Below are 25,075 nucleotides of genomic sequence, written 5' to 3' on the forward strand. Positions count from 1 at the left end.
ATCATGTCTGAAGCAATCGACGTCCTCACCGCCGCGCCTTCCGCGCGCAGGGACCTTGCCGAACGCGATGGCCGGCCGGTCATCGACGCCCGCAATGTCGCGGTTCGTTTCAAGGTCGAGCATGGCACGGTAGAGGCGGTGAAGGACGTGTCCTTCCAGCTTTACCGCGGCGAGACCATCGCCATCGTCGGCGAGTCCGGCTCGGGCAAGTCGGTCACGGCGCGCAGCGTCATGGGGCTCTTGTCCAAGCGCGCCACTGTCGCACCGCAATCGCGGATCGAATATGACGGCAAGGACGTGCTGAAATTCTCGCCACGAGAACGCCGCGCCTTGCGCGGCAACCGCCTGGCGATGATCTTCCAGGAGCCGATGAGTTCGCTGAACCCGGTCTATACGGTCGGTTCGCAGATCATCGAGGCGATCCGGGCGCATCGCCGGATGAGCCGCCGTGCGGCAACCGAGCGCGCGCTCGAACTGCTGCGTCACGTGAAGATCCCGGACCCCGAGCTTCGCATCAACCAGTATCCGCACCAGCTCTCCGGCGGCCAGCGTCAGCGGGTGATGATTGCCATGGCGCTCGCCAACGATCCGGATGTGCTGATCGCCGACGAGCCGACGACGGCGCTCGACGTGACCGTCCAGGCGCAGATCCTCAACCTGATCCGCGACCTGCAGCGCGAACTGGGCATGGCGGTGATCCTGATTACCCACGACCTGACGGTGGTGCGGCAGTTCTCGGACTATGTCTATGTCATGCAATATGGCGAGGTGAAGGAGCACAACACCACGGCTGATCTCTTCGCCAATCCCTTGCATCCCTATACCAAAAGGCTGCTCTCGTCGGAGCCTTCCGGCGCCGCCAAGCCGTTGCCGGACAATGCGCCGATCGTGCTCGAGGGGCGGGACGTGAAGGTCTCCTTCATGCTGAAGAAGGGCGGCCTGTTCCGCTCGCAGTTTTCTGAGTTGGTCGCCGTCGACAGGCTCAGCCTCAATCTGCGTAAGCACGAGACGCTCGGGCTCGTCGGCGAATCCGGTTCCGGCAAGACGACCTTCGGGCAGGCGCTGATCCGCCTGCTCAATGCCGATGGCGGCGAGGTCTTCTTCGACGGCATCCCGATCCACGACAAGGACCGTACCCAGATGCGGCCCTTGCGCTCGCGCATCCAGATCGTTTTCCAGGATCCGTTCGCCTCGCTCAACCCGCGCATGTCGATCGGCCAGATCATCGAGGAGGGCCTGGTCGTCAACGGCATCGGCGAGAACCGCAAGGAGCGGGTCGACCGGGTGGTGGATGCGCTTGTTGCCGCCGGCATGCCCGGCAACATCCTGTCGCGCTTTCCGCACGAATTCTCCGGCGGTCAGCGCCAGCGCATCGCCATCGCCCGGGCCATCGCACTCGAGCCGGAATTCATCCTGCTCGACGAGCCGACCTCGGCGCTCGATCTTTCTGTCCAGGCCCAGATCATCGAACTCTTGCGCAAGCTGCAGGACGAGCGGGGCCTGAGCTACCTCTTCATTTCCCACGACCTCAAGGTCGTGCGCGCGCTCTGCCACCGGGTGGTGGTGATGCAGCACGGCAGGATCGTCGAGGAAGGGCCGGTGAGCGAAATTCTGTCCAATCCCAAGACCGCCTACACCGAAAGGCTCGTGAGAGCCGCCTTCGATGTGGCAGCATGACCGCTAGAAAGCAGAGGCAATCCATGACCAGACAACCCAAGATCACCTTCATCGGCGCCGGCTCCACCGTCTTCATGAAGAACATCATCGGCGACGTGCTGCAGCGCCCGGCGCTGTCGGCCGCAACGATCGCGCTGATGGACGTGAACCCTGAGCGCCTCGGCGAAAGCGAGATCGTCGCCGGCAAGCTGGTGCGCACGCTCGGCGTCAAAGCCAAGATCGAGACCCACTCGAACCAGAGACAAGCGCTCGAAGGGGCCGATTTCGTCGTCGTCGCCTTCCAGATCGGCGGCTTTGAGCCCTGCACGGTCACCGATTTCGAAGTGCCGAAGAAATACGGCCTGCGCCAGACGATCGCCGATACGCTCGGCGTCGGCGGCATCATGCGCGGGCTTCGAACCGTTCCGCATCTCTGGAAGATCTGCGAGGACATGCTGCAGGTCTGCCCCAACGCGATCCTCTTGCAATACGTCAACCCGATGGCGATCAACACCTGGGCGATCTCGGAGAAGTTCCCGACGATCCGCCAGGTCGGCCTTTGCCATTCGGTCCAGGGCACGGCCTACGAGCTTTCGCGCGATCTCGATATCCCGGTTTCGGAGATCCGCTACCGCGCCGCCGGCATCAACCACATGGCCTTCTTCCTCAAGTTTGAGCACAAACAGGCCGACGGCAGCTTCCGCGATCTCTATCCGGATCTCGTGCGTGGCTATCGCGAAGGCCGCTTCCCGAAGCCCAGCCATTGGAACCCGCGCTGCCCCAACAAGGTGCGGTACGAAATGCTGACGCGGCTCGGTTATTTCGTCACCGAAAGCTCCGAGCATTTCGCCGAGTATACGCCCTATTTCATCAAGGACGGCCGGCCGGACCTGATCGAGAAGTTCGGCATTCCGCTCGACGAGTATCCGAAGCGCTGCGTCGAGCAGATCGAGCGTTGGAAGGGGCAGGCGGCCGCCTTCAAGGAGGCCGAGACGATCGAGGTGGCCGAGAGCCACGAATACGCTTCCTCGATCATGAACTCGGTCTGGACCGGCGAACCCTCTGTCATCTACGGCAACCTCAGGAACAACGGCTGCATCACCTCGCTGCCTGAGAACTGCGCGGCGGAAGTTCCCTGCCTCGTCGATGCGTCCGGCATCCAGCCGACTTTCATTGGTGATCTGCCGCCGCAGCTGACCGCGTTGATCCGCACCAACATCAACGTCCAGGAACTGACGGTTGAGGCGCTGATGACGGAAAACCGTGAGCATCTCTACCATGCGGCGATGATGGATCCGCATACGGCGGCCGAGCTCGACCTCGACCAGATCTGGTCGCTCGTCGACGACCTGCTCATCGCCCATCGCGACTGGATCCCGGAATGGGCGCGGGTGTCGAAAAAGGTCCAAGCAGCCTGATTTTTTCTCCCGGTCAGGCCGCGTCGAGCCCCGGAACTTCATGCCCTCTTCCCCCATGTCCTAGCCGATTCAAGGGAAAGCAGCGTAGGTTCCGGGGCTTGTTCTTCTCAGGCTGCCGTGGCTGCCGACAGCGGCAGCACGATGCGCATGCAGGCGCCGCCGGACGCCGAGCGGGCGACATCGACGTAGCCGCCATGCAGGTGCACGATCTTCTGCACGAGGTTGAGGCCAAGCCCCGCACCCTTGCCGTCCTTGCGCAGGCGCTGGAACGGCTCGAAGATCCGGTCGGTTTCGCTGCGCGGAATGCCGTCGCCGTCGTCGCAGACATCGATCGCGCCTAGTGGATCGACCTTCACCGTGATGGTGCCACGCCTTCCACCGTGATCGATGGCGTTCTGCACGAGATTGGTGAGCGCCCGCTCCAGCGACGCCTCGTCGCCGGAAATCATCACGGGCCGTTGATCCGCCTCGAAACTCATCTCGTAGCCGGCGCCGAAGCCGAGCGGCGCGAGCGCGACGATCACCCGCTCGGCCAATGCCGCAAGATCGACCGGCCTGAACTCGTCGTTTTCGGCGTCGAGCCGTTCGAGGTCGAGAAGCTGGCCCGCCAGAATGGAAAGGCGCGTCACGTCCTCGTTGAGCCGCGTCTTGTCCGGACCCGGCGGTAGCGAGGCGATGCGGGCGCCGAGGATCGCGACCGGCGTGCGCAGTTCGTGGGCGGCCTGCGCCAGGAAGCGCTTGTGCCTCGTATAGCCGTCGTCGAGCCGCGTCAGCGCATCGTTGACTGCCGTCACCAGCGGCAGGAACTCGTTGGGAACGCCCGTCACCGGCATCTGGATGCCGCGCTGGTCATATTCGATGTGGGCGGCATGCGCGGCCGCATGCGACAGGCCCGAGAGCATCCGTCGTACGACGATTGGCGTGACCACCACGGTCGCAAAGGCGAGTAGCAGCAACATCGGCACGAAGATGGTGAGGAAGGCGCCGGTGGTTGTGAGCAACAGACGGCCGAGGGTCAATTGTCCCTCCGTCCCGCTGAAGATCTGGACCATGCCGGCCGGCGACTCGAGCCATTTGACCACCGCCTCCGGACGCGCGTTCTTGTCGGGGGAGCGCCGGAAGCGGGCGTCGTTCATGCGCTCGAGTACGGCGACCGCAAAGGCGAATTCTTCCGGCACCGTGCCCTCCGCGAGGCTGTGCCCTTGCTTGTCGCGGACGATGAACCAGATCTTTCCAGCCTGCTGGCGTAGTCGCTGTAGCTCGGGCGTTTCCTGAAGTTCGAGCCCGCCATCGGCTTTGCGGGTGATCGCATCCTTCAGCACGTCGACATTGCCGTTCTCGTATCCGTCGATGAGATAGCCGGTCACCCAGAGCAGGCCGACGGCAATGGCGATGACGACAAAGGTCGCGACCGTCTCGAACAGCACGAGCCAGCCGACAAGCCGCCATTTGAAGGAATGCGAGGCGCGGCCGCTCATTGGTCTTCCCGTAGCAGGTAACCGACGCCGCGGATGCCGTTGATGGTCACGCCCGCGTCTGCGTCTGCCAGCTTGCGGCGCACGCGCGAGATATGGGTGTCGAGCGCGTTGGACTGGATCTCGTCGTCGAGCCCGAACACGGCCTCCATCAGGGCCGCGCGCAGCACCATGCGTCCCATGCGGCGGGTCAGCGTTTCGAGCACCAGAAGCTCGCGCCGCGGCATCTTCAGCGGTGCGCCGGCCACGCTTGCCTCGCAATGGGCGAGATCGAAGGAGAGACGCCCGACGGTGACGACATCGGATTGCACCGGAACCGGGCGACGGGCCAGCGCCCGCAGCCGCGCCAGCAGTTCCTCGAAGGCGAAGGGCTTGCCAATGTAGTCGTCGGCGCCGCCATCGAGCCCGGCGACCCGGTCGGCGAGATCGTCGAGCGCCGTCAGCATCAGCACCGGCACGGTGTTGCCGCGCGCCCGTATCACGGGGATGAGCGAGAGCCCATCGCCATCGGGCAGCTTGCGATCGAGCACGACCACGTCATAGACGGCATCATTCAGGATCAGCGCGGCTTCGGCGAGATCGCGCGCATGATCGGCGATCATCCGGTGATGGCTCAATGCGGCCTTCAGCGCCCCCGCCAGTTCCTTCTCATCTTCGACCAGCAAGACCCGCATGAATGCGCTTTACCCCGTGCAATGTGCCTACGCGCGCGACCTTAGTGCCGCTTCATTGAGGGAACCTGTCATCCCGCCGCAAGGTAATCCCGATTTTTGTCGCCGCACAATCATTCGTTGCGAGCGCCCTGCATGACATGCAGGCTCAATCTTGATCCTTAGGCTTGCGCACCAGTGACACCTGGAAAAGACAGGTCTCGCGGGCAAAGCCAACCCGGATCACGGCGCATGACACTCAACAAACGGACGTCGATTACAATCAGGCAACGCAGGCAAAAGCCGGCTGGTTACCGCGTGGCCCGCCCCGTTGCGCTTGCGCGCGCCAGCCGGTTCCTGCGCCACGGTACCCTGGCGCTCGCCTTTGCTGCAGCCGGCTGCGCCGGCCCGGACGTGACGCCCACCAACAGGCGACTTGAACTGACGACGGGCGCCGTGCCGCTTGCGCAGTCAACGCCGGATGCGAGCGATACCGGCATCATCCTTGCCTTCTCCGGCGGCGGCGCCCGTTCTGCGGCCTTCGGCTACGGCGTCCTGTCGGCGCTGGCCGAGGCGCCGTCTCCGGGCGGGCGAGGGCGTCGGCTAGCCGACGATGTCGCCGTTGTTGCCGGCGTCTCCGGTGGTGCTGTGCTCGCCTCGTACTTTGCCTTGAACGGCCGAGCGGGCCTTGAGGATTTTCGCAAGCGCTTTCTCGGGCGAGATGTCGAGGCCTCGCTCAGGACGTCGTTTTCACCGCCCAACATTCTGCGCGGCTATCGCGGCGGGGTGAACGATCGCACCGGGTTCCCAGCCTGGCTCGATGCCTACCTTTTCGAGGGCGCGACGCTCGGCAGCCTCGAGCGCCGCCCTGGTCAGCCGCGGCTGGTGATCCACGCGACCGATCTCTACAACCGTACACCGTTCATCTTCGACCGCGCCTCGTTCACCGCCATCTGCAGCAGCTACGACGACTATCCGCTCGCCTATGCGGTCGCGGCCTCGGCCGCTGTTCCGGTCGTTTTCGCGCCGCTGACCTTGCAAAATTTCCGAAGCGGTTGCGAGGCGCTACCCGAGGCGAAAACACCGAAGACAGGGCCTCGGGCGCCGGGCTCGCTGGTTGCGCGCGAATACGCCGATTCCCTCAGGCGCTACGAAACGGCAAAGGATCTCAACTATCTGAAGCTCTACGATGGCGGCCTGGTCGATGGCGTCGGAACGCAAAGCCTGTTGCACCTGATGGGCCGGCCTGCGCCGGAGCCCATCCCGGTGGAGCGTGCCTTGCGTCTCAGGCATCTGGTCGTCATCGTCGTCGATGCCTCCACGCGCATTGGCGGGGACATCTCGAAAAATGTCGACAGCCCCAGGGCTCCCGTCGCGATCGTCGCCGCCATCGACGCGATGATCAATATTCCCAATCTCCAGAGCTTCGACGCGCTGCGCGATCATCTGCCGGCCTGGCGGGAGAAATTCGTGAGATGGCGGTGCGGCAGTGGCGGCGGCAAGCGTGGCTGCGGCGACCTCGATGTCGATATCGTCCGGCTTGCGCTGTCGGATGTCTCCGATCCGGCGCTGGCGCGGCGGATCCTCGGGCTGCACAATCGGCTGAGCCTCAAGGAAAAGGACGTCGATTTTCTTGCGGATCTCGGCCGGCGCCTGTTGCGCGACCATCCCGGCTATCGGCGGTTCCTCGACCGTGTCAACCACGGCGGGCCGAAGGTGGCCCGCGCGGGTTGAGAAGGTGTGAGGTTAGGTCAGAGAATCGAGAGGCGTGCCCGCCGGCTCAGTTCGCCCGTGCCTCCAGCCAGTCGTGCCACTGGTCCTCGCTGCCGTGGAAGACGTTGAGGTCGATCTTGCCATCGACGCCCTGCGAAAGGCCGGAGCCGGAATACTGCCAGAACAGCCATTTGCGATTCGGGTAGACGATCGACGGGTGCTGGGCGACGGCACGCAGCCAGAACGGATAGTTCTTGAACGCGCCCTGCAGGTTGTCGGCGTAGAAATCCGGCGCCGTGTAGATGATCGGACGCTGGCCGTAATGAGCCTCCAGCTTGTCCATGAACACCTGCATCTTTTCGCGCACGCGCTCGGGCGACAGGCGGCGCTTGCAGCTGGATTCGCCGTTATATTCGACGTCGATCACAGGCGGCAGCGCGCCCGGTTCACGCGGGACGTTGCGGATGAACCAGTCGGCCTGCTCGCCGGCGGTGCGGCACCAGTAGAAGAAGTGATAGGCGCCGCGGCGCATGCCGGCCGCCTTGGCGGCGCGCCAGTTCTTCTTGAACATCGGGTCGAGATGGTCGCCGCCATCGGTCGCCTTGATGAAGGCGAAATTGGCGCCTTGCGTGCGCAGCTTGGCCCAGTCGATGTCGGCCTGCCAGCGGGAGACGTCGACGCCATGCACGGCCATCTTGCGCGGATTTTTGGCGCGGCCGAAGTTGATCGGCTTGGCGTCGCGGAAACGGTGACCGTAGATGCGCGAGCGGCCCTGCGGCATCGCCTGGGTCACCGGATTTTCCGGGGCGACGAAGGCGACCGGGCGCGCGTCCGGAACAGGCGCGGCGAGCGTTGTCGTCGTCGTGGTGTTTGCCGCGGGCGCGAAGGCTTCCGGTTCCGGAACGGGGCCGGCCCAGGCGAGCATTTCCTGTGGCGGTGCCGATTGGACGTTCTGCGGCGGCGTCACCTGCGCGACCCGTGCACCGACATTGGCGGCGGGCACCGGTGCGGCCGACATAGCGACCGAACTCGTCGTTTCGCGCGAGGGCGGCGCGATCGTGTCCAGGCTGGAACTGGAGGAGCAGCCCGAAATGAGGCCGGCAAAAAGGATTGCGGTCGCAGCTGAAAGACGCATGGGCACCCGTACGCAAAACAAGGTCGACGGCGATCGCCGGCCGACAGGTGTGAAATAGCTAACGGAAGCTTACTCAAAAAGTTTGAATCCAATCTTACCAAGCGAACCCAATTTCACGCACTGGAGGTTGCATCGGGCCGGGCACTTTGACGCAGGCGTGGTGGCGGCTTCAACTGGACGAATGTTCGATGCCGGTGCCTGTCCGTTGCCGGCGGCTGCTGCGGAATTCGAGGTTGCGGGCGATGGTTTCGTCGAGCGCGCCGGACGCGTCGGTGATCATCGTCGGCGCAAAATGCGAACGGAAACCCTCGCCGACCCGGAAGGCTGGCGTGTAGAGCGGGCCGAGCGGCTGCGTCGTCGTCACATAGGTGAGATTTTCGTCGCTGCCCGAGCGCGTCGGCAGGCCGTGGCGATGGAGGACCGAAGGAAGCGCCAGGCGCAGGCTGTTGGCAAGCAGATGGATCATCTGCCGCCCGGAAAGCGAATGGCGGTAGTTGCGGTAGAAGCCCAGGCAATGGCGCAGGATCCTGGCACGGTTGCCGTCGAGCCGCGACAGCTTGCGGGCAAAGAGCGCCACCTCCTCAAGGCCGTCGAGCGGACGGGTCATCAGGGTGAACCCATCCATGTCACGCAGCTTGGCCGAGGGCAGGAAGCGTTCGTCGGCGACGCATTCGTCGAAGAGCGGCGTGCCGAGCAGCGGGATCGTCAGGCTCAGAAACGCCGGCAAAGGCATCGTGGTTTCGCCGGTGATGAAGGAAAGTTCTTCCTGCATCGCCTCGATCGTCTGCGACGACGGGTCGAACATCAGGCCATACTGGAAGGCGACGCCGGCATTGAGGCAGGTCTTGATTGCCTCCAGCTGCGGCACCACCAGGTTCTGCTTCTTCTGGTAGCGTTTCAGCTGCGCTTCGCTCAGTGTCTCGACGCCGCTGAACAGACCGAGACAGCCAGCCGCCCGCACCGCTTCGAGATTTTGTGGATCGCGGTAGAAGTCGCCGGTGACAAGGGCGATCCAGCCCTGAAACAGGCCCTGTCGCCACAGCGAGCGGATCACGTCGAGCTTGGCATGGAAGACGTCCTTGCTGTTGCCGTAGAAGTTGTTGTCGATGAACAGCACGTATTTCTTCGGTGGGGCGTTGCGCAGCTGCGCCTCGATATAGGCGGGGTCGTAGCTGTGGTAGCGTCTGCCTTCGGCGGTCAACGCACAGAAGCTGCACTTGAAATTGCAGTAGCGGCTCGTCTCGACGTAGCTGACCGGACCGCGCCAATTGGCAAGGTCGAAGCGCGGCAGGATCGTCTCGGAGACGGCCCATTCGCCAAACACCTCCCGGATGACCGCCTGCATTTCCTCGACGTCGCCGTCGCAGGCGTAATCGAAGGTCTCGGCGCTCGAAACCGGCAGATTGCGCACGACCGGCCCGCCAGCGACGACGACGCAGCCGGGCGACTTGGTGCGGGCATAGGCCGTCAGGTGCTGCATCCGGTCGAAGGCCGCGGTCACGCCGGTCAACACCAGCATGTCGAGTTCGGCGAAGGCTGCCTCGTCGACGAGCGGTCCGTCGTGGAACTCGCTATAGGCGCGAAGATCCACGCGGTCGCGGGCAAATGCGCCCGCCAGGAACAGGTGACCGGTTCCCTGGGGAATGAAGTCGGGGCGGCCCCTGGGGTTCCGGGTTTCGTCGAAATGGGCAAGCACGATCAGGATGCGGGGAGGACTGGTACGGTTCATGCGCGGCTTCCCTGGGATCTGGCAAACTGGACATGCGGCGCCTGGTCGGTTTGACCAAGCGGAAGAACCTCGCACCAGGTGGCCCGGCGCAGAGAAAACATCGTCTCGAACGCCTGGCGCGCTTCGGCATCCCTCGGTCCCGCAGCATGCTGCAGGGCGGCGAGCGCCACGGCCGGCATCTCCAGCCGGATCGCCTCCGCGAAGGCATATTGGGTGACGCGCTCGGCGCGGCGTTGCTGGCCGCGGCGCAGGTGCAGGGTCGCTTCGCCGAGTGCCGCCGCCGGCCGGCCGATCGGGTAGACCCGCGCGAAGCGCTCGAGTTTTCGAAGGACAAGCTGTGCCGCCAGCAGGTCGCCGCCATCGGGGTCGCTTGCGACATCGAAGAGACGGGCAAGCGCCGGCAGCGTCCGCGTCTTCATCGCCGGGTTGAGCGTCTCGCACCAGGATAGCGCCCGCTCGAGCCAGCTTGCGGCCTCCGTCGTGTTGCCCCGTCGCCGCGCGGCCTCGCTCAGAAGCGATGCGCCTTCGATCGAATGGACGAGTTCCAGACCGTCGCCCTTTTCGCGAAGGATCTGTTCGAGTTCGTCGAGGTCGGTCTCGATCGCGTTCCACCTGCCAAGCGCTGCATGGCCCCGGAGACGGCCGAGCAGGCCGCAGCCGAGCACCTGCATGTCCCCGCGCCGGCGTCCTTCCTCGCAGATCCGTTGCACGAGGATCTCCCAGGGCGCGATGCCCTCGAAGGCGGAGGTCAAAAGCCACGGGCCGGAAATCGTCTCCAGCCCGACCGCCACCTCGCACCAGCGCCTCAGGTCGCCGACCGTCGCCGCATTGTTGAGGCCTGCCTCGAAGGCCCGCTTGCCCGCGTGCCAATGACCGATGCCGATCTGGTACATGCCCGACAGCAGGTCGACGCGCACGCGCGTTCCCAACTGGTCGACGCGTTCGGACAGTGCCGCCGCCAGCCGGCTGTAGTGTTCGGCCTGGCTGTGCAACGGAATCACCCCGCAGATGGCGCCGAGGCTCGCGTAATTGGCGGCGGTCGTCGGCGAGACGTATTTGTTTCTCTCGGCAAGGTTCGTCGCCCTAAGCGTCGCATGGATCAGCCGCAACTTCTCGCTGGTGAAGTAGTAGATCCGCGTGAGGTCCTCATGTGCCTTCGCCGCCAGCAGGAAGGGATCGGACGGCGATCGCGAGATTTCTCGTTTCAGGATCCAGTCCGCGTCGCGATGGGTGGTGCGCCGCCACACCTGTTCGGCCAGATCGAGCACGAGATGTAGCGCGAGGCCGGCGGAGGTGCGCGGCAGCGGCAGGCCGGAAAGCCGCAGGCCTTCCTCATAGGCATGGCGGGCCGCTTCGGCGCGGCCAAGATTGAGGCTGGCTTCGCCGAGCAGGAAACAGGCGGCCGCCCGTCTGGCCGGTAGAATGGTGATCGAAAGGTCGCGCGCCGTCTTGAAGAAGCGTTCGATCAGGTCGACCACCGCTGCGTTGTCGAACTGGCGCAGCCGCAGTTCGGCAACGCGGTCCAGATAGTTGAACGCCTGCGCGGCGTCGCCGGCGCGCTCCCAGTGGCTGAGCACGCGCGGCAGGTTTTCGGCATTGTCCGGCTGCCCGCCTTCTTCCATCGCCTTGGCGATGGCGCGATGCGCTTCATGGCGCTGTTCCGACAGCAGGCTCTCGTAGATCGCCTGGCGGATGACGGCATGGCTGAACATGAACCGGCCCGGGCGGTCGTCGGCGGGCTTGATCAGATGCGCCGCCTGCAGCCGCTCGATGCTCGCCTCGATGTCCAGTGCCGTCTTCCTGATCGGCGGCAGCGCGCCAAGCTCGGCGAGCGAGAAGGTCGCACCCATGGCGCTTGCGATCTTCAGCAGCACCTGCAGCTCCGCCGGAAGCTGGTCGGTCCGGGCAATCACGGTCACCTTGGCGGTGTTGAGCAGGGTCGCATCGTTCGAGCGGGGCTCGGAGAGCAGTGAGACGGTTGCGGCAGGCTCGGCCGCCTTGGGCAGCCGGCGCTCGCCGATCATCCGGCAGATTTCGCAGATCAGCAGCGGGTTTCCGGCCGATTGCGCATAGACCGCCTCGCCGAAGCCGTCGGAGGGCGAGTTGCTGCCGATCGAAGCGCGAACGAGCGCGATCGTGCCCTCGAAATCGAGCGGTAAAAGATCGAGCGTCTGGGCGCCGTTATGGTGCAGGCCGGTCCATCGGGTCAGGTCTTCCTGCGTGCGGGTCGTCCGGGTCGACACCACGACCGGTACCGGTGCCGCCCCTGAAACCAGCCGCCCCAGCAACTGGCCGGACGCCTCGTCGAGCCAGTGCACATCTTCAAGCACGACGAAGCCCTGGCCGCCGGCGAGGCTGTCGGTCATGAGCTCGCTCAGCAGTTCGCGCAACCGGTGGGAGCGCCCGTCGCCGGACATGGCCCGCGTCTCCGGCGTGTCCGGCAAAGTGAGGTTGATGGCGTCGTTGAGCAGCGGCGCGAGCGAAGCGAGTTCCGGTCTTTCCGCAAAGAAGAGCCCCACCTGGTCCGTGGCCTCGGCGCCGCGCAGGTCGCCGATGCCGAGCAGGTCGCGGATAACCCCGCGCCAGGCAAAATAGGGCACGTCGCTTTCGATGTCGTCGGCATTGCCGACGAGCACGCGGTTGCCGCGGTCGCGACAGCGTTCCACGAAGGCGCGCAGCAGGGCCGACTTCCCGACGCCGGAATCGCCTTTGACGATCATGATGCCGGACTGCCCCCTGGGCGCGCTGTCGAGATAGGCGGAAAGGGCCGTCATTTCGGCTGCGCGGTTGAGGAGTGCCGGCGACTTGGTGTCGATCGTCGCGACCGTCTCGGCGATCGGCGCGAAGGCGGACACGCCGCCGCGCACACCCGGTATGGCCAGCGACCACGGTCCGGAAAAGGCGATCTGGCTGGCCGTCTCCTTGGCCGTCGCCTGGTCGACGAGGATGCGCCCGGCGGCGACGCTTGCCAGGCGCGCGGCCATGTTCACGGCGGCGCCGACCACCGTGTAGTCCGCGCGGTGGCTCGCGCCAAGCGCGCCGCAGAAGCTCTCGCCGGTGGAAATGCCGGCCGAAAGGCCGATGTCGGGATCGTCGAGTTCGCCTGAAAGACGCAGTGCCGCAACGATCGCGCGACGCGCGTTGTCTGCATGTTTGGGGCCGGGCAGGCCGAAGACCGCGAAGATCTCGAGACTGTTTGCATGGAGAGCCGTATGGAGGATTTCGCCGCCGGTGCGACCGACGACGGCGATCGATCGCGCAACGAGCTGGTTCAGCCGGTCGAGATCTTTCTCGAGGTCCGGGCCGACGATATGCACGAACAGGGCGGTCACGGTTCTCAGGTCCGCCAGCCACTCCGAAAGCGGCGACAGAAGCCGACCGCGCAGCGAAAGCGGCAGATAGGTTTCCAGCCGCTTGCTGGCGGCGCCAGAAAGGGCGCGGGGCGGCCTGGTCGCGGTCGAATAGGGATCGATGCGTTCGAGGCGGGCGGTGCCCTCCCGGCCGGGCGAGCCGGTTGCTCGCTTGCCGATCAGCCGCCACACGGCATCGGAGACGAGAATTTCGCCGGCATCGCTCAAAAGACCGCAATGGTCCGCCTGCGCCAGGCAGTCGCCGCCGACGATCAGCCAGCGCTGGTCGACGCGGGGAACGAGGTGCAGCAGGGTGATGGTGCCGACGCCGACGGCGATGCGCAGTTGTAGCGCGTCCTCCGGCCCGCCGGGGCCGCCGATCTCTTCACGGATGCGGCCGGCGCAATAGCAGCTGCGCCAGGCGGCCTGCTCCAGTTCGCTGTCGGAGGCAGCCTGCCAGCCGGCAAGCAGGCTGTCGCCGGCAAAGCTTAGCACCGTGCCGCCATGTTCCTCGATATGCCGGACGAGCGGTCCCATGTAGCCGTTGAGCAGCCGGCTTACTCGTTCGGCGCCGGCGGCGCGGTCGCTTTCCGACCATTTGGCGGTCAGCCGGGTAAAACCGGAAATGTCGGCGAACAGCAATGTGCCGGGAAAGTCCTCGCGCGTCGGGCCAGCCGAATCCGTCGCCGCCGGGGCAGACCATCGAACCAGGGCTCCCGACAGGTAACGTTGGAATTCATTCTTGCCGGCGCCACCTACCACGCAAAATTCTCCCCAAGATTTTAGAGTAACATGCCTCCTTTCGCACTTAAAGTCCGCCCGTGTTGACCTACGGGTTTCCAGTAACGGCAAGTAAATATCTGTTCCACGCCGCTTGCGAACGGAGTAATGTTTGCCCGATTGTTCGAGGGGGTCTCGCAACAGGAGGGGACGATGGGGGTCGACTGGGGTGGTCCGGTCGCCGCCGTGACACGCCGCAATGTCTTGCGGCTGTTCTCGGCAGGCGTGATGGCGAATGTGCTTTCCGGGTGCCGACACGACTGGCCCCCGGCTGCGGCCTGCGAGCTGCCCTATCCGATCGTCGACGTTCACTGCCATTTCTTCAACGCGGCCGATGTGCCGGTGGAAGGTCTGGTGCGCTATGTGGCGCTGCGGGAAAAGTTGCCGGAAGCGAGGCTCTCCGCCGATCCTCTACAGTCGAAGCGCCTGGAAAACGCCCTGGTGGTCTTTCTCGTGACGGCCCTTGGCGATGTCGCGCCCAAGGCCAAGGCCGAGGACGCCATTCTCAAGAGGCGGATGCCGCGCCCGTCCGACGCCGAGTTCGAGCGGCAGAAGGACGAGCAGTTGCGCACCGCCGTCAAGCAACTGGTGGCGCTAGCGGGCGAGCAGCGTGCGTCGTTGACCGCACGAAGCGGTGCCGAAACGCCGGATTATCAGGGTCTGCTGGAACAGATCGGTGGCGCCCCCGGCCTGCCGCAGGGCCTGCAGCGGCGCTCCGGCAGCGTGGAGGAGACGGACGTCGATGCGCTGGCATCGGCCGCCAAGGCCCACGATCAGATCGGCAACTACCTTTCCTTCGTGCGCCTCATGCAGGATTACCGGGAGAACCTGGCGGAAACCTATGCCCGGATCTTCGCCTCGAAATGCCGGTTCTCCATGATCACGCCGAGTATCCTCGATTTCGAGAAATCGATCGGCGGCAGGGCATCGCCGCAGCACGACCAGATCGACGTGATGGACGAGATCCAGCAACTGGTGATCAAGCGGCATGGCATCCACATGCACAGCTTCGTCGGTTTCGATCCGCACCGGGAGGCGCAGAAGCGCGGCTCGTCGCTGGAAAACGTCCGCTACGCGATCATGGAAAAGGGCTTCATCGGCGTAAAGATCTATCCGCCGATGGGCTTCAAGGCATGGGGCAATGCGGATCCGGCGATCGATGCGGCGCTGAAGCGGCTCTACGACTGGTGCCGCGACAACAGCGTGCCGATCATGGCGCATGCGGAAAACAGCATCGGCGCCGGTTGCGGCTATGGCAACATGGCGAGCCCCGCCTACTGGAAGAAGCTGCTCGATACCAACCGTTACAATGACTTGCGGATCAACCTCGCGCATTTCGGCGCATTCGATGAAGTCATTCGCCCGGGCGCGCCGACGGGGGTCATGGTGTCCTGTGCCCAGGACAAGTTCTCCGGTCCGCCGACCTGGGAGGACATCATCGGCAGGACGATCGACCACGGGCGCCGGCCGAACCTGTTTGCCGACCTGAGTTACCTCAGTGAACTCGTCACCGACAACACGCCCGGGCTGCACGAAAAGATCCGCGTGCTGCTCGACAAATGGCTCAAGGACTACGATCCCGGTGCGCGCCACCTGATGTTCGGCACCGACTGGTCGATGATGGCGCTGGAGAAGGACTACAACGCCTATGTCCCGCGGATCGCCCAGCAGTTGAAGGAGGCCAATGTCAGCGAGGAGGACCAGCAGAACATCTTCTGGAAGAACGCCTCCCGTTACCTTGGCCTCGACCGGCCGGGGCCGACCCGCCAGCGGCTCGCCACCTATTGCCGCAAGCGCGGCCTGGATGCCTCCTGGCTGTCGCAGCTGGAGATCGCCTGACCGCGGAGATCGACGCCCGCGGTCCGGCACGTGGCTATCGCCACGGTGCGGTTCTAGCGATCCATTCGCGGGTCCGGCCTTCCGGATCGGCGTTGCGGGTGATGTCCGTCACGACGGCGGCGATGTCGGCGCCGTGCTCGAAGACGCCGGCAATCCGCTCGACGTTGAGACCCCCGATAGCGACCAGCGGCAGGGAGCCGAGGCGCTTCCGCCAGGCGGCAAGACGCGGTAGTCCCTGCGGCGCCCACTTCATCGCCTTGAGGATGGTCGGGTAGACCGGCCCGAGTGCGATGTAGTCCGGGTCGGCCGCCAGCGCCGTCTCCAGTTCCGCCTCGTCATGGGTGCTGAGGCCGAGCTTCAGGCCGGCGGCGCGGATCGCGGCAAGGTCGGCCTCCGCCAGGTCCTCCTGACCGAGATGGACGAAATCGCAGCCTTCGGCGATCGCCAGCTGCCAGTAGTCGTTGACGATGAGCTGGCAGCCCTGCTCGTCGCAAACAGCCTTGGCCGCGCGGATCTCGCGGCGGATCTCCGCTTCCGGACGATCCTTGACGCGCAGCTGTACCAGCTTGACGCCGAGCGGCACCAGCCGCTCGATCCAGGCCGCGCTGTCGACGATAAGGTAGAAGGGGTCGAGTTTCACGCAAACACCGCCTTTCCGATGACGGGGGTGGAAGGGACGGCAAAATCGCGCGGTTCGAGCATGCCCGCCTCGAAGGCCTGCCGCCCGGCATCGATCGCGCCCGCAAACGCCGATGCCATCAGCGCGGGCCTGGCGGCGCCGGCGACGGCCGTGTTGAGCAGGACGGCGTCGAAGCCGAGTTCCATCACCGTCGTTGCGTGCGAGGGCCGGCCGATGCCGGCATCGACGATCAGCGGCACATCGGGAAAGTTCGCCCGCATTGCCCGGAGCGCCTGGATGTTCTGCGGCCCCATGGCGCTGCCGATCGGCGCGCACCAGGGCATCAGCACCTTGCAGCCGGCTTCCAAGAGCCGCTCGGCAACCACCAGATCATCCGTGGTGTAGGGAAAGACCTCGAACCCTTCGGCCGAAAGGATGCGCGCCGCCTCGACCAGCCCGAAGACATCGGGCTGCAGCGTGTCGTGGTGGCCGATCACTTCGAGCTTCAGCCAGTTGGTGCCGAAGACCTCGCGCGCCATCTTGGCCGTCAGCACCGCCTCGGACACCGAATGGCAGCCAGCGGTGTTCGGCAGCACCTGCACCCCGAGCGCCCGGATCAGTTCGAAGAAGGCGCCGCCCTGGCGGCTCCCGGCGGTTTCGCGCCGAAGCGAGACCGTGACGATTTCGGTGCCCGAGGATCGCACCGCATCTTCGAGCACGGCGGGGGAGGGATAGCGGGCGGTGCCGAGAAGCAGTCTCGAGCGCAGGTCCTGTCCATAGAGCGTCAGCATGTCTCAGCCTCCTTTCATCGGCGAGAGGATTTCGATGCGGTCCCGGTCGCAAAGCGCATGACCCGAACGGTCGGCCCGGTGCACCAGTTCGCCGTTAACGGCGGTGGCGAGCCAGTCGCCTTCGAAATCGAGGGTGGCCAGAAGCTCGGCGAGGGTGGCGACGGCGAGGTCGTGATCCTCGCCATTGACGGTCAGTCTCATGCGGCATCTCCCTTCAGGTCCTGCGCAAGCGCAAGGTCGGCTGCTTCCGCCGCCACGGCTGGCGAAAGCAGGAAGCCATGGCGGTAAAGTCCGTTGATCGTGATGGTCTGCCCGGCGCGCAGGGCGCGCGGCAGGTTGTCGGCGAAGGCGGGGCGGACGCCGGCGCCGGTCTCGACGAGGCGCGCTTCGCCGAAGGCTGGATGCAGGGCATAGGCGGCGTTCAGCAGTTCCATGAGGGAACGGGCGGTGATCGGTCCGCCGTCATCCGTCTCGATCATCGTCGCCCCGCACATGAAGAGGCCGCCGCCGCGCGGCACGATGTAGAGCGGGATGCGCGGATGAACGAGCCTGACGGGCCGCGACAGCTCCACGTCGCTTGTCTCAAGGTAGAGCATTTCGCCGCGCACGCCGCGCAGGCCGGGCGTGTCGCTGATGCGTGCCGCACCGGTGCAGTCGGCGACGAGATCGTGGTGTCCGTTGTCGCTCGCCTCGGTGATGAAGGTGACGCCGCGATCGACAAGCTTCTGCCGCAGCCGGGCGAGCGCCCGGCGTGGGTCGAGATGCGCCTCGCCGGCAAAAAACAACGCCTCGCGGAAACGTCCGGCAAGCGCCGGTTCCAGCCGTTCGATCGCCGCGGTGTCGAGCCATTCGTAGCCGGAGGTGCGCGAGGCGAAGCGCCTGAGTTCGCCGGCGTCCCGTGGCGGGGCGACGACCAGCGTGCCGTTGCGGGAAACTTCGCCTGGCAGGACGTCGTCCCACCAGTCGATGGCGCCGATGCCCTTCGTCAGCACCGCCTCTTCGGCGCTTTCGCGCTCGCACCAGGGCGCCAGCATGCCGCCGGCAAACCAGGAGGCCGCGCCGGCAAAGCCTGGCTCTTGCTCGACGACCGTCACCGCGACACCGCGGGCGCTGAGTTCATGGGCCAGACAGAGCCCTGCGACGCCGGCACCTTTCACGAGGACCCGCATCGCTCAGCGCTCCCGTGTGGCGCGAACGGGCCGTCGTAGGCAACGAAGCTGGATGGTGTTGGCGGTGTGCATGCCGAGGCTCCAAAGGTGGAGACCCAGTTCACGAGCGGGGGAGGGGAAGGACGCCTTGCCGATTGAACCGTCACGTAAGCGCGACGTTTGCGGCAGCGAGTCTGCACCGTCCCTACGCCAGTATGAACTGGATCAGGTTCAACGGGTCACTGCGCCGCGCAACCGCATAGCAGAATCTCAGCCCCTTGGCGGGACACCCCTGGTGAATGCTCCAAGCTGACCGCTCGGGGCCGTTTTTGTCAAGAGCCAGCATTCGTGCTGACCGTGATCTGACTGCCGAAAAAATTATCTATAATTTTTCTGCGAGAAAGCGCAGGCGTCGGTGGCGCGATGGAAGGAAGGGGCTGGCCGACCGGAATGAAGCTTGGAATGCCGGAGAAGTCCGGAGTCGTAGTGGTTTCGTTGGCGGCGTGCGCGAGACTTTGGCGTTGACGCGCGAGTGAGTGATTGTCGGTTCTCGCCCTGTGCCGACGGCGTCCGGACCTTCATACGATCCAAAAATACAACCAGAAGAGTATGCGATGTAAACATTTCTTCCCTTGGGTGCTTGCGAATTTCCGTGTCCGACAAAATTATAGATAATATTGGATTCTATCTATTTTACGACGGTGACGACCTGGAGGACAAACCGAAATGCTGGACAAAAACCGAGCGGCTGGTGCTGATTTTATCCTCGGCGACGCGGCAAATACCCGCTGGACCCAGGCGGAAGCAGAGAAAATCTATAATCTGCCGTTCAACGATCTGCTCTACCGCGCCCACACCGTTCACCGCGCGCAGTTCGATCCCAACGCCATCCAGATGAGCCGGTTGCTCTCGATCAAGACCGGCGGTTGCGCCGAGGATTGCGGCTACTGCAGCCAGTCCGCTCATTATCCGACCGGGCTCAAGGCATCGAAGCTGATGGAGGTCGAGCGTGTGCTTGCCGAGGCGCGCAAGGCGCGCGACGGCGGCGCGACCCGCTATTGCATGGGGGCCGCGTGGCGCAGCCCGAAGGACCGCGACATGGATGCCATCGTCGCCATGGTCGAGGGTGTACGGGCGCTCGGCATGGAAACCTGCATGACGCTCGGCATGCTGACGCCGGCCCAGTCTGCGCGGCTCGCCGAGGCCGGGCTCGATTACTACAACCACAATGTCGATACGTCCGAACGCTTCTATAGCGAGATCATCACCACCCGCAGCTTTGCCGACCGGCTGGAGACGCTCGCCAATGTCCGCGACGCCGGCATCAAGGTCTGCGCCGGCGGCATCCTCGGCATGGGCGAGACGGCCGACGACCGGATCTCGATGCTGGTGACCCTCGCCAACCTGGCCGAGCCGCCCGAGAGCGTGCCGATCAACATGCTGATCCCGATCCCGGGCTCGAAGCTGGCGGATGCAGCACCCGTCGATCCGATCGATTTCGTCCGCACCATCGCGCTTGCCCGCATCCTGATGCCGCAATCGCATGTCCGGCTTTCGGCCGGTCGCACCGACATGAGCGACGAGACGCAGGCGCTCTGTTTCTTTGCCGGCGCCAATTCGATCTTTGTCGGCGAAACCCTGCTGACCGCCGATAATCCCGGCGAGGACCACGATGCAGCGCTCTTCCGGCGGCTGGGGCTGAAGCCGATGGCGCTGGCGGCAAGGCAGGACGCGGCGGAATGACCGCGGGTCTTTTTGCGCGCTACGAGAAGACGCTGGAGGGCCTCGAACGCAAGGGCCGCCGGCGCGCTCTTGCCCCCGCCGGCGGAGTGGATTTCACCTCGAACGACTACCTGGCGCTCGCCGCCTCGCCGCGGCTGAAGGCGGCGATAACGGCCGCCATCGCGCGCGGCGTGCCTGTCGGCTCCGGCGGCTCACGGCTGTTGCGCGGCAATCACGAAGAACACCAGGCGCTGGAGACGGAAGCGGCCGCCTTCTTCGGCGCCGAACGGATGCTCTTTTTCGGCAGCGGCTATGCCGCCAATGCTGCCTTGTTTTCGACGCTGCCGCAGCGGGACGATCTCATCGTCCATGATGCCCTGATCCATGCGAGCGCCCGTGAGGGCGTCGCCGCAAGCAAGGCCGATGCGGTGGCAGCAGTGCACAACGATGTCGGCGCCTTTGCCGATGCCATCGAAAAATGGCGCCGGGCCGGCGGAGCGGGGCGCCCGTGGATTGCCGTCGAAAGCCTCTATTCGATGGATGGCGATCGCGCGCCGCTTGCCGACCTCTCAGCGCTTGCCGCACAGCATGACGGCTTTCTCGTCATCGACGAGGCGCACGCGACCGGCGTCTTCGGACGGGAAGGTCGCGGTCTGGCGGCGGAGTTGGAAGGCCGGGAGAACGTCGTCGTGCTGCACACCTGCGGCAAGGCGCTCGGTGTTTCCGGCGCGGTGGTCGGGGCGAGCGCCGTCCTTTGCGACTATCTCGTCAACCGCGCCCGCAACTTCATCTACTCCACCGCACCTTCGCCGCTCGTTGCGGCCGCGGTGCGCGAAGCGCTCGTAGCCCTCGTCGACGAGCCGGAACGCCGCGCCGCATTCGAGGGCCTCAGATCCTTCGCCAACCGGGCGCTCGTCGAGACGCTTGGCATCGAAGGCAGCGGCTCGCAGATCCTGCCCATCCCGATCGGCGACAACGGCCGAGCGCTCCGCATCGCCGCCAGCATGCGCGCCGAGGGCTACGATATCAGGGCAATCCGCCCGCCGACGGTGCCGGAAGGCACCGCGCGTCTTCGGATCGCCATCACGCTCAACGTCGACCAGTCTGCAATCGCGCAGATGCTGCAGCAGTTGAAGAGCGCGATCGCCAAGGAGCGGCCATGAAAACCCGTATCGTGGTCACCGGTACTGATACCGGCATCGGCAAGACCATCTTTTCCGCAGCTCTCACCGACGCGCTCGACGGCTGCTACTGGAAGCCTGTGCAGTCAGGTCTCGACGAAGAAACCGACAGCGAAACCGTCGCCCGGCTCGGCCGGTTGTCGTCTGACCGCGTCCTGCCTGAAGCCTACAGGCTCGCAACACCGGCCTCGCCGCACCTCTCGGCACGGATCGACGGCGTCACGCTCCGGCCGGAAGGTCTTTTGCCGCCTGGGGTGGAACGACCGCTGGTGATCGAAGGCGCAGGCGGGCTTCTGGTGCCGCTGACGGAACACACGGTCTTTGCGGATGTCTTCGCGCGCTGGCAGATCCCGGTCGTTCTCTGTGCTCGCACCGGGCTCGGCACGATCAACCACACCCTCTTGTCGCTCGAAGCGCTACGCAGCCGCGCCATTCCCATCCTCGGCGTCGCCATCATCGGCGACGCGCAGGAGGACAGCGAAGCGGTCATATCCGAACTTGGCGCCGTGCGGCGTCTCGGCCGGCTGCCGCGACTCGATCCGCTGACGCCCGACCGCCTGCGCCGCGCCTTCGCTGAAAATTTCAACATCGCCGATTTCCTGGAGGTGCCGGCATGAGAAACTCCGCCGTCTGGTATCCCTTCACCCAGCATGCGCTGGAACCGGCGATGCGCCGCATCGTCGGCACCGAGGGCGCCTGTCTCGTCGACGAAGATGGCGCGTCGATCCTCGACGCGATTTCGTCTTGGTGGGTCATCACTCACGGCCATCGCCACCCCACCATCATGGAGGCGATCCGCAGGGCGACGGAAACCTGCGACCAGATCATCTTCGCCGAATATACCCACGCGCCGGCCGAGGAACTCGCGCGCGGGCTGATCGAGATCGCACCGCCCGGGCTCGCCCATGTGTTTTATTCCGACAGTGGTTCGACCGCGGTCGAGGTCGCGCTGAAAATGGCGCTCGGTTTCTTCCACAACAACGGCCGGCCGCGAAACCGCATTTGCGTGCTGGAGCACGGTTATCACGGCGACACGATCGGCACGATGTCGGCGGGCGAAAGAGGCGTTTTCAACGCTGCCTACGCGCCGCTGCTTTTCGCCGTCGATCGCCTGCCCTTTCCGGAGCCGGGCCGGGAGCAGGCGACGCTCGACGCCTTCGAGCGGGCTTGCGCCTCCGGCGAGGTCGCCGCCCTGTTGATCGAGCCACTACTGCTTGGCGCCGGCGGCATGAAGACCTATCCTGCTTCCGTGCTGTCCGAGCTGAAACGCATCGCCGAACGGCATGGCAGCCTGCTGATCGCCGACGAGGTGATGACCGGTTGGGGGCGGACGGGCAGCCTGTTTGCCTGCGAGCAGGCCGGGATCACGCCCGATATTCTCTGCACCTCGAAGGGGCTGACCGGCGGCGCGCTTCCCCTGGCCGCGACGCTTTGCAGTTCGGAGATCTTTACGGCGCATCTTTCGGCCGACCGGCGCAAGACCTTCTTCCATTCGAGTTCCTACACGGCCAATCCGATCGCCTGTGCCGCGGCACTCGCCAATCTCGCCGTCTGGAGACAGGAGCCGGTCGAGGCGCGCATCGAAACTTTGGTCGCGCACCAGCGTCGCCATCTGGCGCGCTTCGTCGATGACCCGCGCTTCGCCGACGTCCGCCAGATCGGCACCATTACGGCCCTCGATCTCGTGGTGCCGTCCGGCGGCTATCTCGCCGAGGTCGGCCCGCGGCTCCGGGCGTTTTTCCGTAAGCGCGGTTTGCTGATCCGTCCGCTCGGCAACGTCATCTATCTGATGCCGCCCTACTGCGTCTGCGAGGCGGACCTCGCGCGAGCCTATGAAGCGATCGACGCGGCGGCGTCGCTTTTTGCGGCGGGTCGGTTGTGAGCGGTGCGCCGGCATCTCGTCTCGTCGGCTTCGGCCATGCGGTGCCCGAGCGCCGCGTCGCCAATGCCGAGATCGAGGCGACACTCGGCCTGGAGCCCGGCTGGATCGAACGCCGCACCGGCATCCGCGAACGACGCTGGGCTGCGGATGGCGAAACGCTCACTGGTCTTGCAGCGCGAGCGGGATCGGCGGCGCTCGACGATGCCAGGCTGGCGTGCGACGATATCGCCCTGACCCTGCTTGCGACCTCGACGCCCGATCACCTGCTGCCGCCGTCCGCGCCCCTGCTTGCGCATCGGCTCGACCTGCGGAATTCGGGCGCTGTCGATCTGGCCGGTGCCTGTTCCGGATTTCTCTATGCGTTGACGCTCGCCGACGGTTTCGCGCGGACGCAGGGAAGACCTGTGCTGGTGGTGGCGGCCAACATTCTGAGCCGCCGCATCAATCCGGCGGAACGGGCGAGCGCTGTGCTCTTTGCCGATGCCGCCGGTGCCGTGGTCGTTGCGCCGTCCGACACGCCGCAAACGGGCCTGCTCGGCGTCGATCTTGCTTCGGATGGCAGCCGCTACGACCTGATCTCGATCGCCGGCGGCGGCAGCAGTACGCCGTTTTCGGCGGGCATGGAACCTGCGGATCTGTTGATGACGATGCGCGACGGCCGGGAAATATTCGCTCAGGCGGTAGAACTGATGACGGCCTGCGCCGTCCGGGCGATGGATGCCGCCGGCTGCGCCGCGCCGAATATTGACCGTCTGGTGCCGCATCAAGCCAATGCCCGCATTTTCGATGCCGTCTGCGGGCGCCTGGGCATCGCGCCATCCCGAACCGTGCGGACCATCGCTGACTATGGCAATTCGTCGGCGGCAACGATCCCCTTGTCGCTGTCGCTGGCGCATCGGGAAAAACCGTTCATTGCCGGCGAAAAGCTGTTGCTGACGGCGGCGGGTGCCGGTCTTACTGGGGGAGCCGTGGTGTTCGGCTTCTAGCCGGGCGGGTGCTGCCGATTTTCTGAAACGCAGTACGCGTTGTCGTACAAGCTGGCCGGCTTTGACAATGACCAAACAGTGGATCCGAAGACTGCTTGGCAGTACCATTTAGACTTGTATCGAATCAATTTGATCTCCGATATGGCGCGATGATGAGAAAGCCCCATCCGGAGAATAAACCTGCCGTTCCACCCTTCCTGGTCGCCTGCATTATTGTTGTTGCAGTCGCGATTTTGGTAGCAACCGTGAGCGATCCCGATACACAATCGCCTAGCGACTGGGTCATTCGATATCAAAGCTTGATAGGAGGCTTGGCGGCAATGATCGCTGCCTACATAACAGTTGCTCAAATGCGAGCCACAGATGAGTTGGCTGAGAAACGACACCACGAACTGTTTGGGGTTAGTATTCGAGCAGATTACCTGAGGCTGCATCGGGCGTTTGGATTGCACAAGCAGTCATATGACGAAATAGCCGGTCTCACTCTGCCGCTTCATGACGTTGCTAGCGCCGATAACGTGGAAAGCGAAAGAACGCTGCAATTGTTGATTCTGTTCGAGCGAGTGGAGAACGCTGTGCGTGCGTACAACCGCAACTTTCTGCATTCGATGCCAGACGATATCAGCGAGCTTTTCGATGCGCACCTTACCCGGCTCAAGGCGCAGGCCGAAGATACGACTGTGCTATTTGTCAAAGGCTGTGGATATATGACCGATGCGATCCCGTATTTCCGACCAGGTCGAGATTATGATGACGCCTATTCAAAAACACGAAGAGACGCGGCACTGAAAGAGTTGAGAACTTCGGAAATCTACCCTGTGTTTGACGCGTTCAAAGTCTCCACATTCGAATATCATCGGGCGCTTGAGCAATTGCTGATAGCCTATGGCCGCGGTGGTTTGGGCCAAGCTTGATCGGTTGTGGCGATCGAATGTCCGATTCGTTTGGGGTGGATCGCTGCCGACGTACTCATCTTGATTTTTTGCTGCCACTACGGATGA

At 64.8% G+C, this 25,075-nt stretch carries 19 protein-coding genes and 1 riboswitch; of the genes, 10 read left to right on the plus strand and 9 right to left on the minus strand.

What is annotated here, in order from left to right; all coding sequences use genetic code 11:
- The first annotated feature begins 3 nt into the window (after nt 1–3).
- Together M2267_RS16750 and M2267_RS16755 are read left to right on the plus strand one after the other, a co-directional pair.
- Nucleotides 4–1,677: an ABC transporter ATP-binding protein gene (locus M2267_RS16750; protein ID WP_429115590.1), complete on the plus strand. Its 1,674-nt coding sequence runs from the start codon at nt 4–6 to the stop codon at nt 1,675–1,677.
- 23 nt (nt 1,678–1,700) lie between these two features.
- The gene (locus M2267_RS16755; protein ID WP_205236077.1) at nt 1,701–3,074 is read left to right on the plus strand and encodes an alpha-glucosidase/alpha-galactosidase; all 1,374 of its coding nucleotides are present in this window, start codon (nt 1,701–1,703) and stop codon (nt 3,072–3,074) included.
- Between the two features lie 107 nt (nt 3,075–3,181).
- Here the strand turns inward: M2267_RS16755 and M2267_RS16760 are convergent, their stop codons facing one another.
- Complete coding sequence (locus M2267_RS16760) at nt 3,182–4,552, minus strand: sensor histidine kinase (protein ID WP_429115592.1); 1,371 nt, start codon at nt 4,550–4,552, stop codon at nt 3,182–3,184.
- Nucleotides 4,549–5,223 carry a response regulator transcription factor gene (locus M2267_RS16765; protein WP_429115594.1) on the minus strand — a complete coding sequence of 225 codons (675 nt, stop codon included), beginning with the start codon at nt 5,221–5,223 and terminating at the stop codon, nt 4,549–4,551. Before M2267_RS16765 ends, M2267_RS16760 begins: the two co-directional genes overlap by 4 nt.
- A gap of 228 nt (nt 5,224–5,451) precedes the next feature.
- Here M2267_RS16765 and M2267_RS16770 point away from each other — a divergent pair, with 228 nt between their 5' ends.
- Complete coding sequence (locus tag M2267_RS16770; protein ID WP_429115596.1) at nt 5,452–6,933, plus strand: patatin-like phospholipase family protein; 1,482 nt, start codon at nt 5,452–5,454, stop codon at nt 6,931–6,933.
- Between the two features lie 46 nt (nt 6,934–6,979).
- On the opposite strand, the gene M2267_RS16775 is transcribed toward M2267_RS16770, so the two are convergent.
- From M2267_RS16775 to M2267_RS16785, 3 genes are all read right to left on the minus strand, one after another.
- Complete coding sequence (locus tag M2267_RS16775) at nt 6,980–8,047, minus strand: GH25 family lysozyme (protein ID WP_429115598.1); 1,068 nt, start codon at nt 8,045–8,047, stop codon at nt 6,980–6,982.
- Nucleotides 8,048–8,216: 169 nt separating this feature from the next.
- Nucleotides 8,217–9,776 (minus strand): B12-binding domain-containing radical SAM protein, encoded by a 1,560-nt coding sequence (locus M2267_RS16780; RefSeq protein ID WP_429115600.1) that lies wholly within the window; start codon nt 9,774–9,776, stop codon nt 8,217–8,219.
- The gene (locus M2267_RS16785) at nt 9,773–13,888 is read right to left on the minus strand and encodes an AAA family ATPase (protein ID WP_429115601.1); all 4,116 of its coding nucleotides are present in this window, start codon (nt 13,886–13,888) and stop codon (nt 9,773–9,775) included. Before M2267_RS16785 ends, M2267_RS16780 begins: the two co-directional genes overlap by 4 nt.
- A gap of 171 nt (nt 13,889–14,059) precedes the next feature.
- On the opposite strand from M2267_RS16785, the gene M2267_RS16790 reads away from it, so the two are divergent.
- Nucleotides 14,060–15,745, plus strand: coding sequence for an amidohydrolase family protein (locus tag M2267_RS16790; RefSeq protein WP_429115603.1), 1,686 nt, complete (start codon nt 14,060–14,062; stop codon nt 15,743–15,745).
- 34 nt (nt 15,746–15,779) lie between these two features.
- Here M2267_RS16790 and M2267_RS16795 read toward each other — a convergent pair whose 3' ends face one another.
- The 4 genes from M2267_RS16795 to thiO are packed head-to-tail and all read right to left on the minus strand — an operon-like array spanning nt 15,780 to nt 18,324.
- A complete protein-coding gene (locus tag M2267_RS16795; protein ID WP_043611533.1) occupies nt 15,780–16,385 on the minus strand; it encodes a thiamine phosphate synthase in 606 nt (201 codons plus the stop codon).
- The gene (locus M2267_RS16800; RefSeq protein ID WP_429115605.1) at nt 16,382–17,155 is read right to left on the minus strand and encodes a thiazole synthase; all 774 of its coding nucleotides are present in this window, start codon (nt 17,153–17,155) and stop codon (nt 16,382–16,384) included. Before M2267_RS16800 ends, M2267_RS16795 begins: the two co-directional genes overlap by 4 nt.
- Before the next feature lie 3 nt (nt 17,156–17,158).
- Nucleotides 17,159–17,356 (minus strand): sulfur carrier protein ThiS, encoded by a 198-nt coding sequence (thiS, locus tag M2267_RS16805; RefSeq protein ID WP_043611536.1) that lies wholly within the window; start codon nt 17,354–17,356, stop codon nt 17,159–17,161.
- Nucleotides 17,353–18,324: a glycine oxidase ThiO gene (gene thiO / locus M2267_RS16810; protein ID WP_429115607.1), complete on the minus strand. Its 972-nt coding sequence runs from the start codon at nt 18,322–18,324 to the stop codon at nt 17,353–17,355. The genes thiS and thiO overlap by 4 nt, the downstream gene beginning before the upstream one ends.
- A 163-nt stretch (nt 18,325–18,487) precedes the next feature.
- A riboswitch (TPP riboswitch) is annotated at nt 18,488–18,607 on the minus strand.
- A 422-nt stretch (nt 18,608–19,029) separates the two neighbouring features.
- Between thiO and bioB the strand changes: the two genes are divergently transcribed.
- The 6 genes from bioB (at nt 19,030) to M2267_RS16840 (ending at nt 24,988) form a co-directional block, all read left to right on the plus strand.
- Nucleotides 19,030–20,046 carry a biotin synthase BioB gene (gene bioB, locus M2267_RS16815; RefSeq protein WP_429115609.1) on the plus strand — a complete coding sequence of 339 codons (1,017 nt, stop codon included), beginning with the start codon at nt 19,030–19,032 and terminating at the stop codon, nt 20,044–20,046.
- Nucleotides 20,043–21,188: an 8-amino-7-oxononanoate synthase gene (locus M2267_RS16820; RefSeq protein ID WP_429115611.1), complete on the plus strand. Its 1,146-nt coding sequence runs from the start codon at nt 20,043–20,045 to the stop codon at nt 21,186–21,188. Before bioB ends, M2267_RS16820 begins: the two co-directional genes overlap by 4 nt.
- On the plus strand, nt 21,185–21,823 hold the full coding sequence (gene bioD / locus M2267_RS16825) for a dethiobiotin synthase (protein ID WP_429115613.1): 639 nt from the start codon (nt 21,185–21,187) through the stop codon (nt 21,821–21,823). The genes M2267_RS16820 and bioD overlap by 4 nt, the downstream gene beginning before the upstream one ends.
- Nucleotides 21,820–23,088 carry an adenosylmethionine--8-amino-7-oxononanoate transaminase gene (locus M2267_RS16830; RefSeq protein ID WP_429115615.1) on the plus strand — a complete coding sequence of 423 codons (1,269 nt, stop codon included), beginning with the start codon at nt 21,820–21,822 and terminating at the stop codon, nt 23,086–23,088. Before bioD ends, M2267_RS16830 begins: the two co-directional genes overlap by 4 nt.
- Nucleotides 23,085–24,074, plus strand: a complete 990-nt coding sequence (locus tag M2267_RS16835; RefSeq protein ID WP_429115616.1) for a beta-ketoacyl-ACP synthase III — start codon at nt 23,085–23,087, stop codon at nt 24,072–24,074. Before M2267_RS16830 ends, M2267_RS16835 begins: the two co-directional genes overlap by 4 nt.
- A 95-nt stretch (nt 24,075–24,169) precedes the next feature.
- Nucleotides 24,170–24,988: a hypothetical protein gene (locus M2267_RS16840; RefSeq protein ID WP_429115618.1), complete on the plus strand. Its 819-nt coding sequence runs from the start codon at nt 24,170–24,172 to the stop codon at nt 24,986–24,988.
- The last annotated feature ends 87 nt before the right edge of the window (nt 24,989–25,075 follow it).

The organism is Ensifer sp. KUDG1, from assembly GCF_050434285.1.
GTDB lineage: Bacteria > Pseudomonadota > Alphaproteobacteria > Rhizobiales > Rhizobiaceae > Ensifer.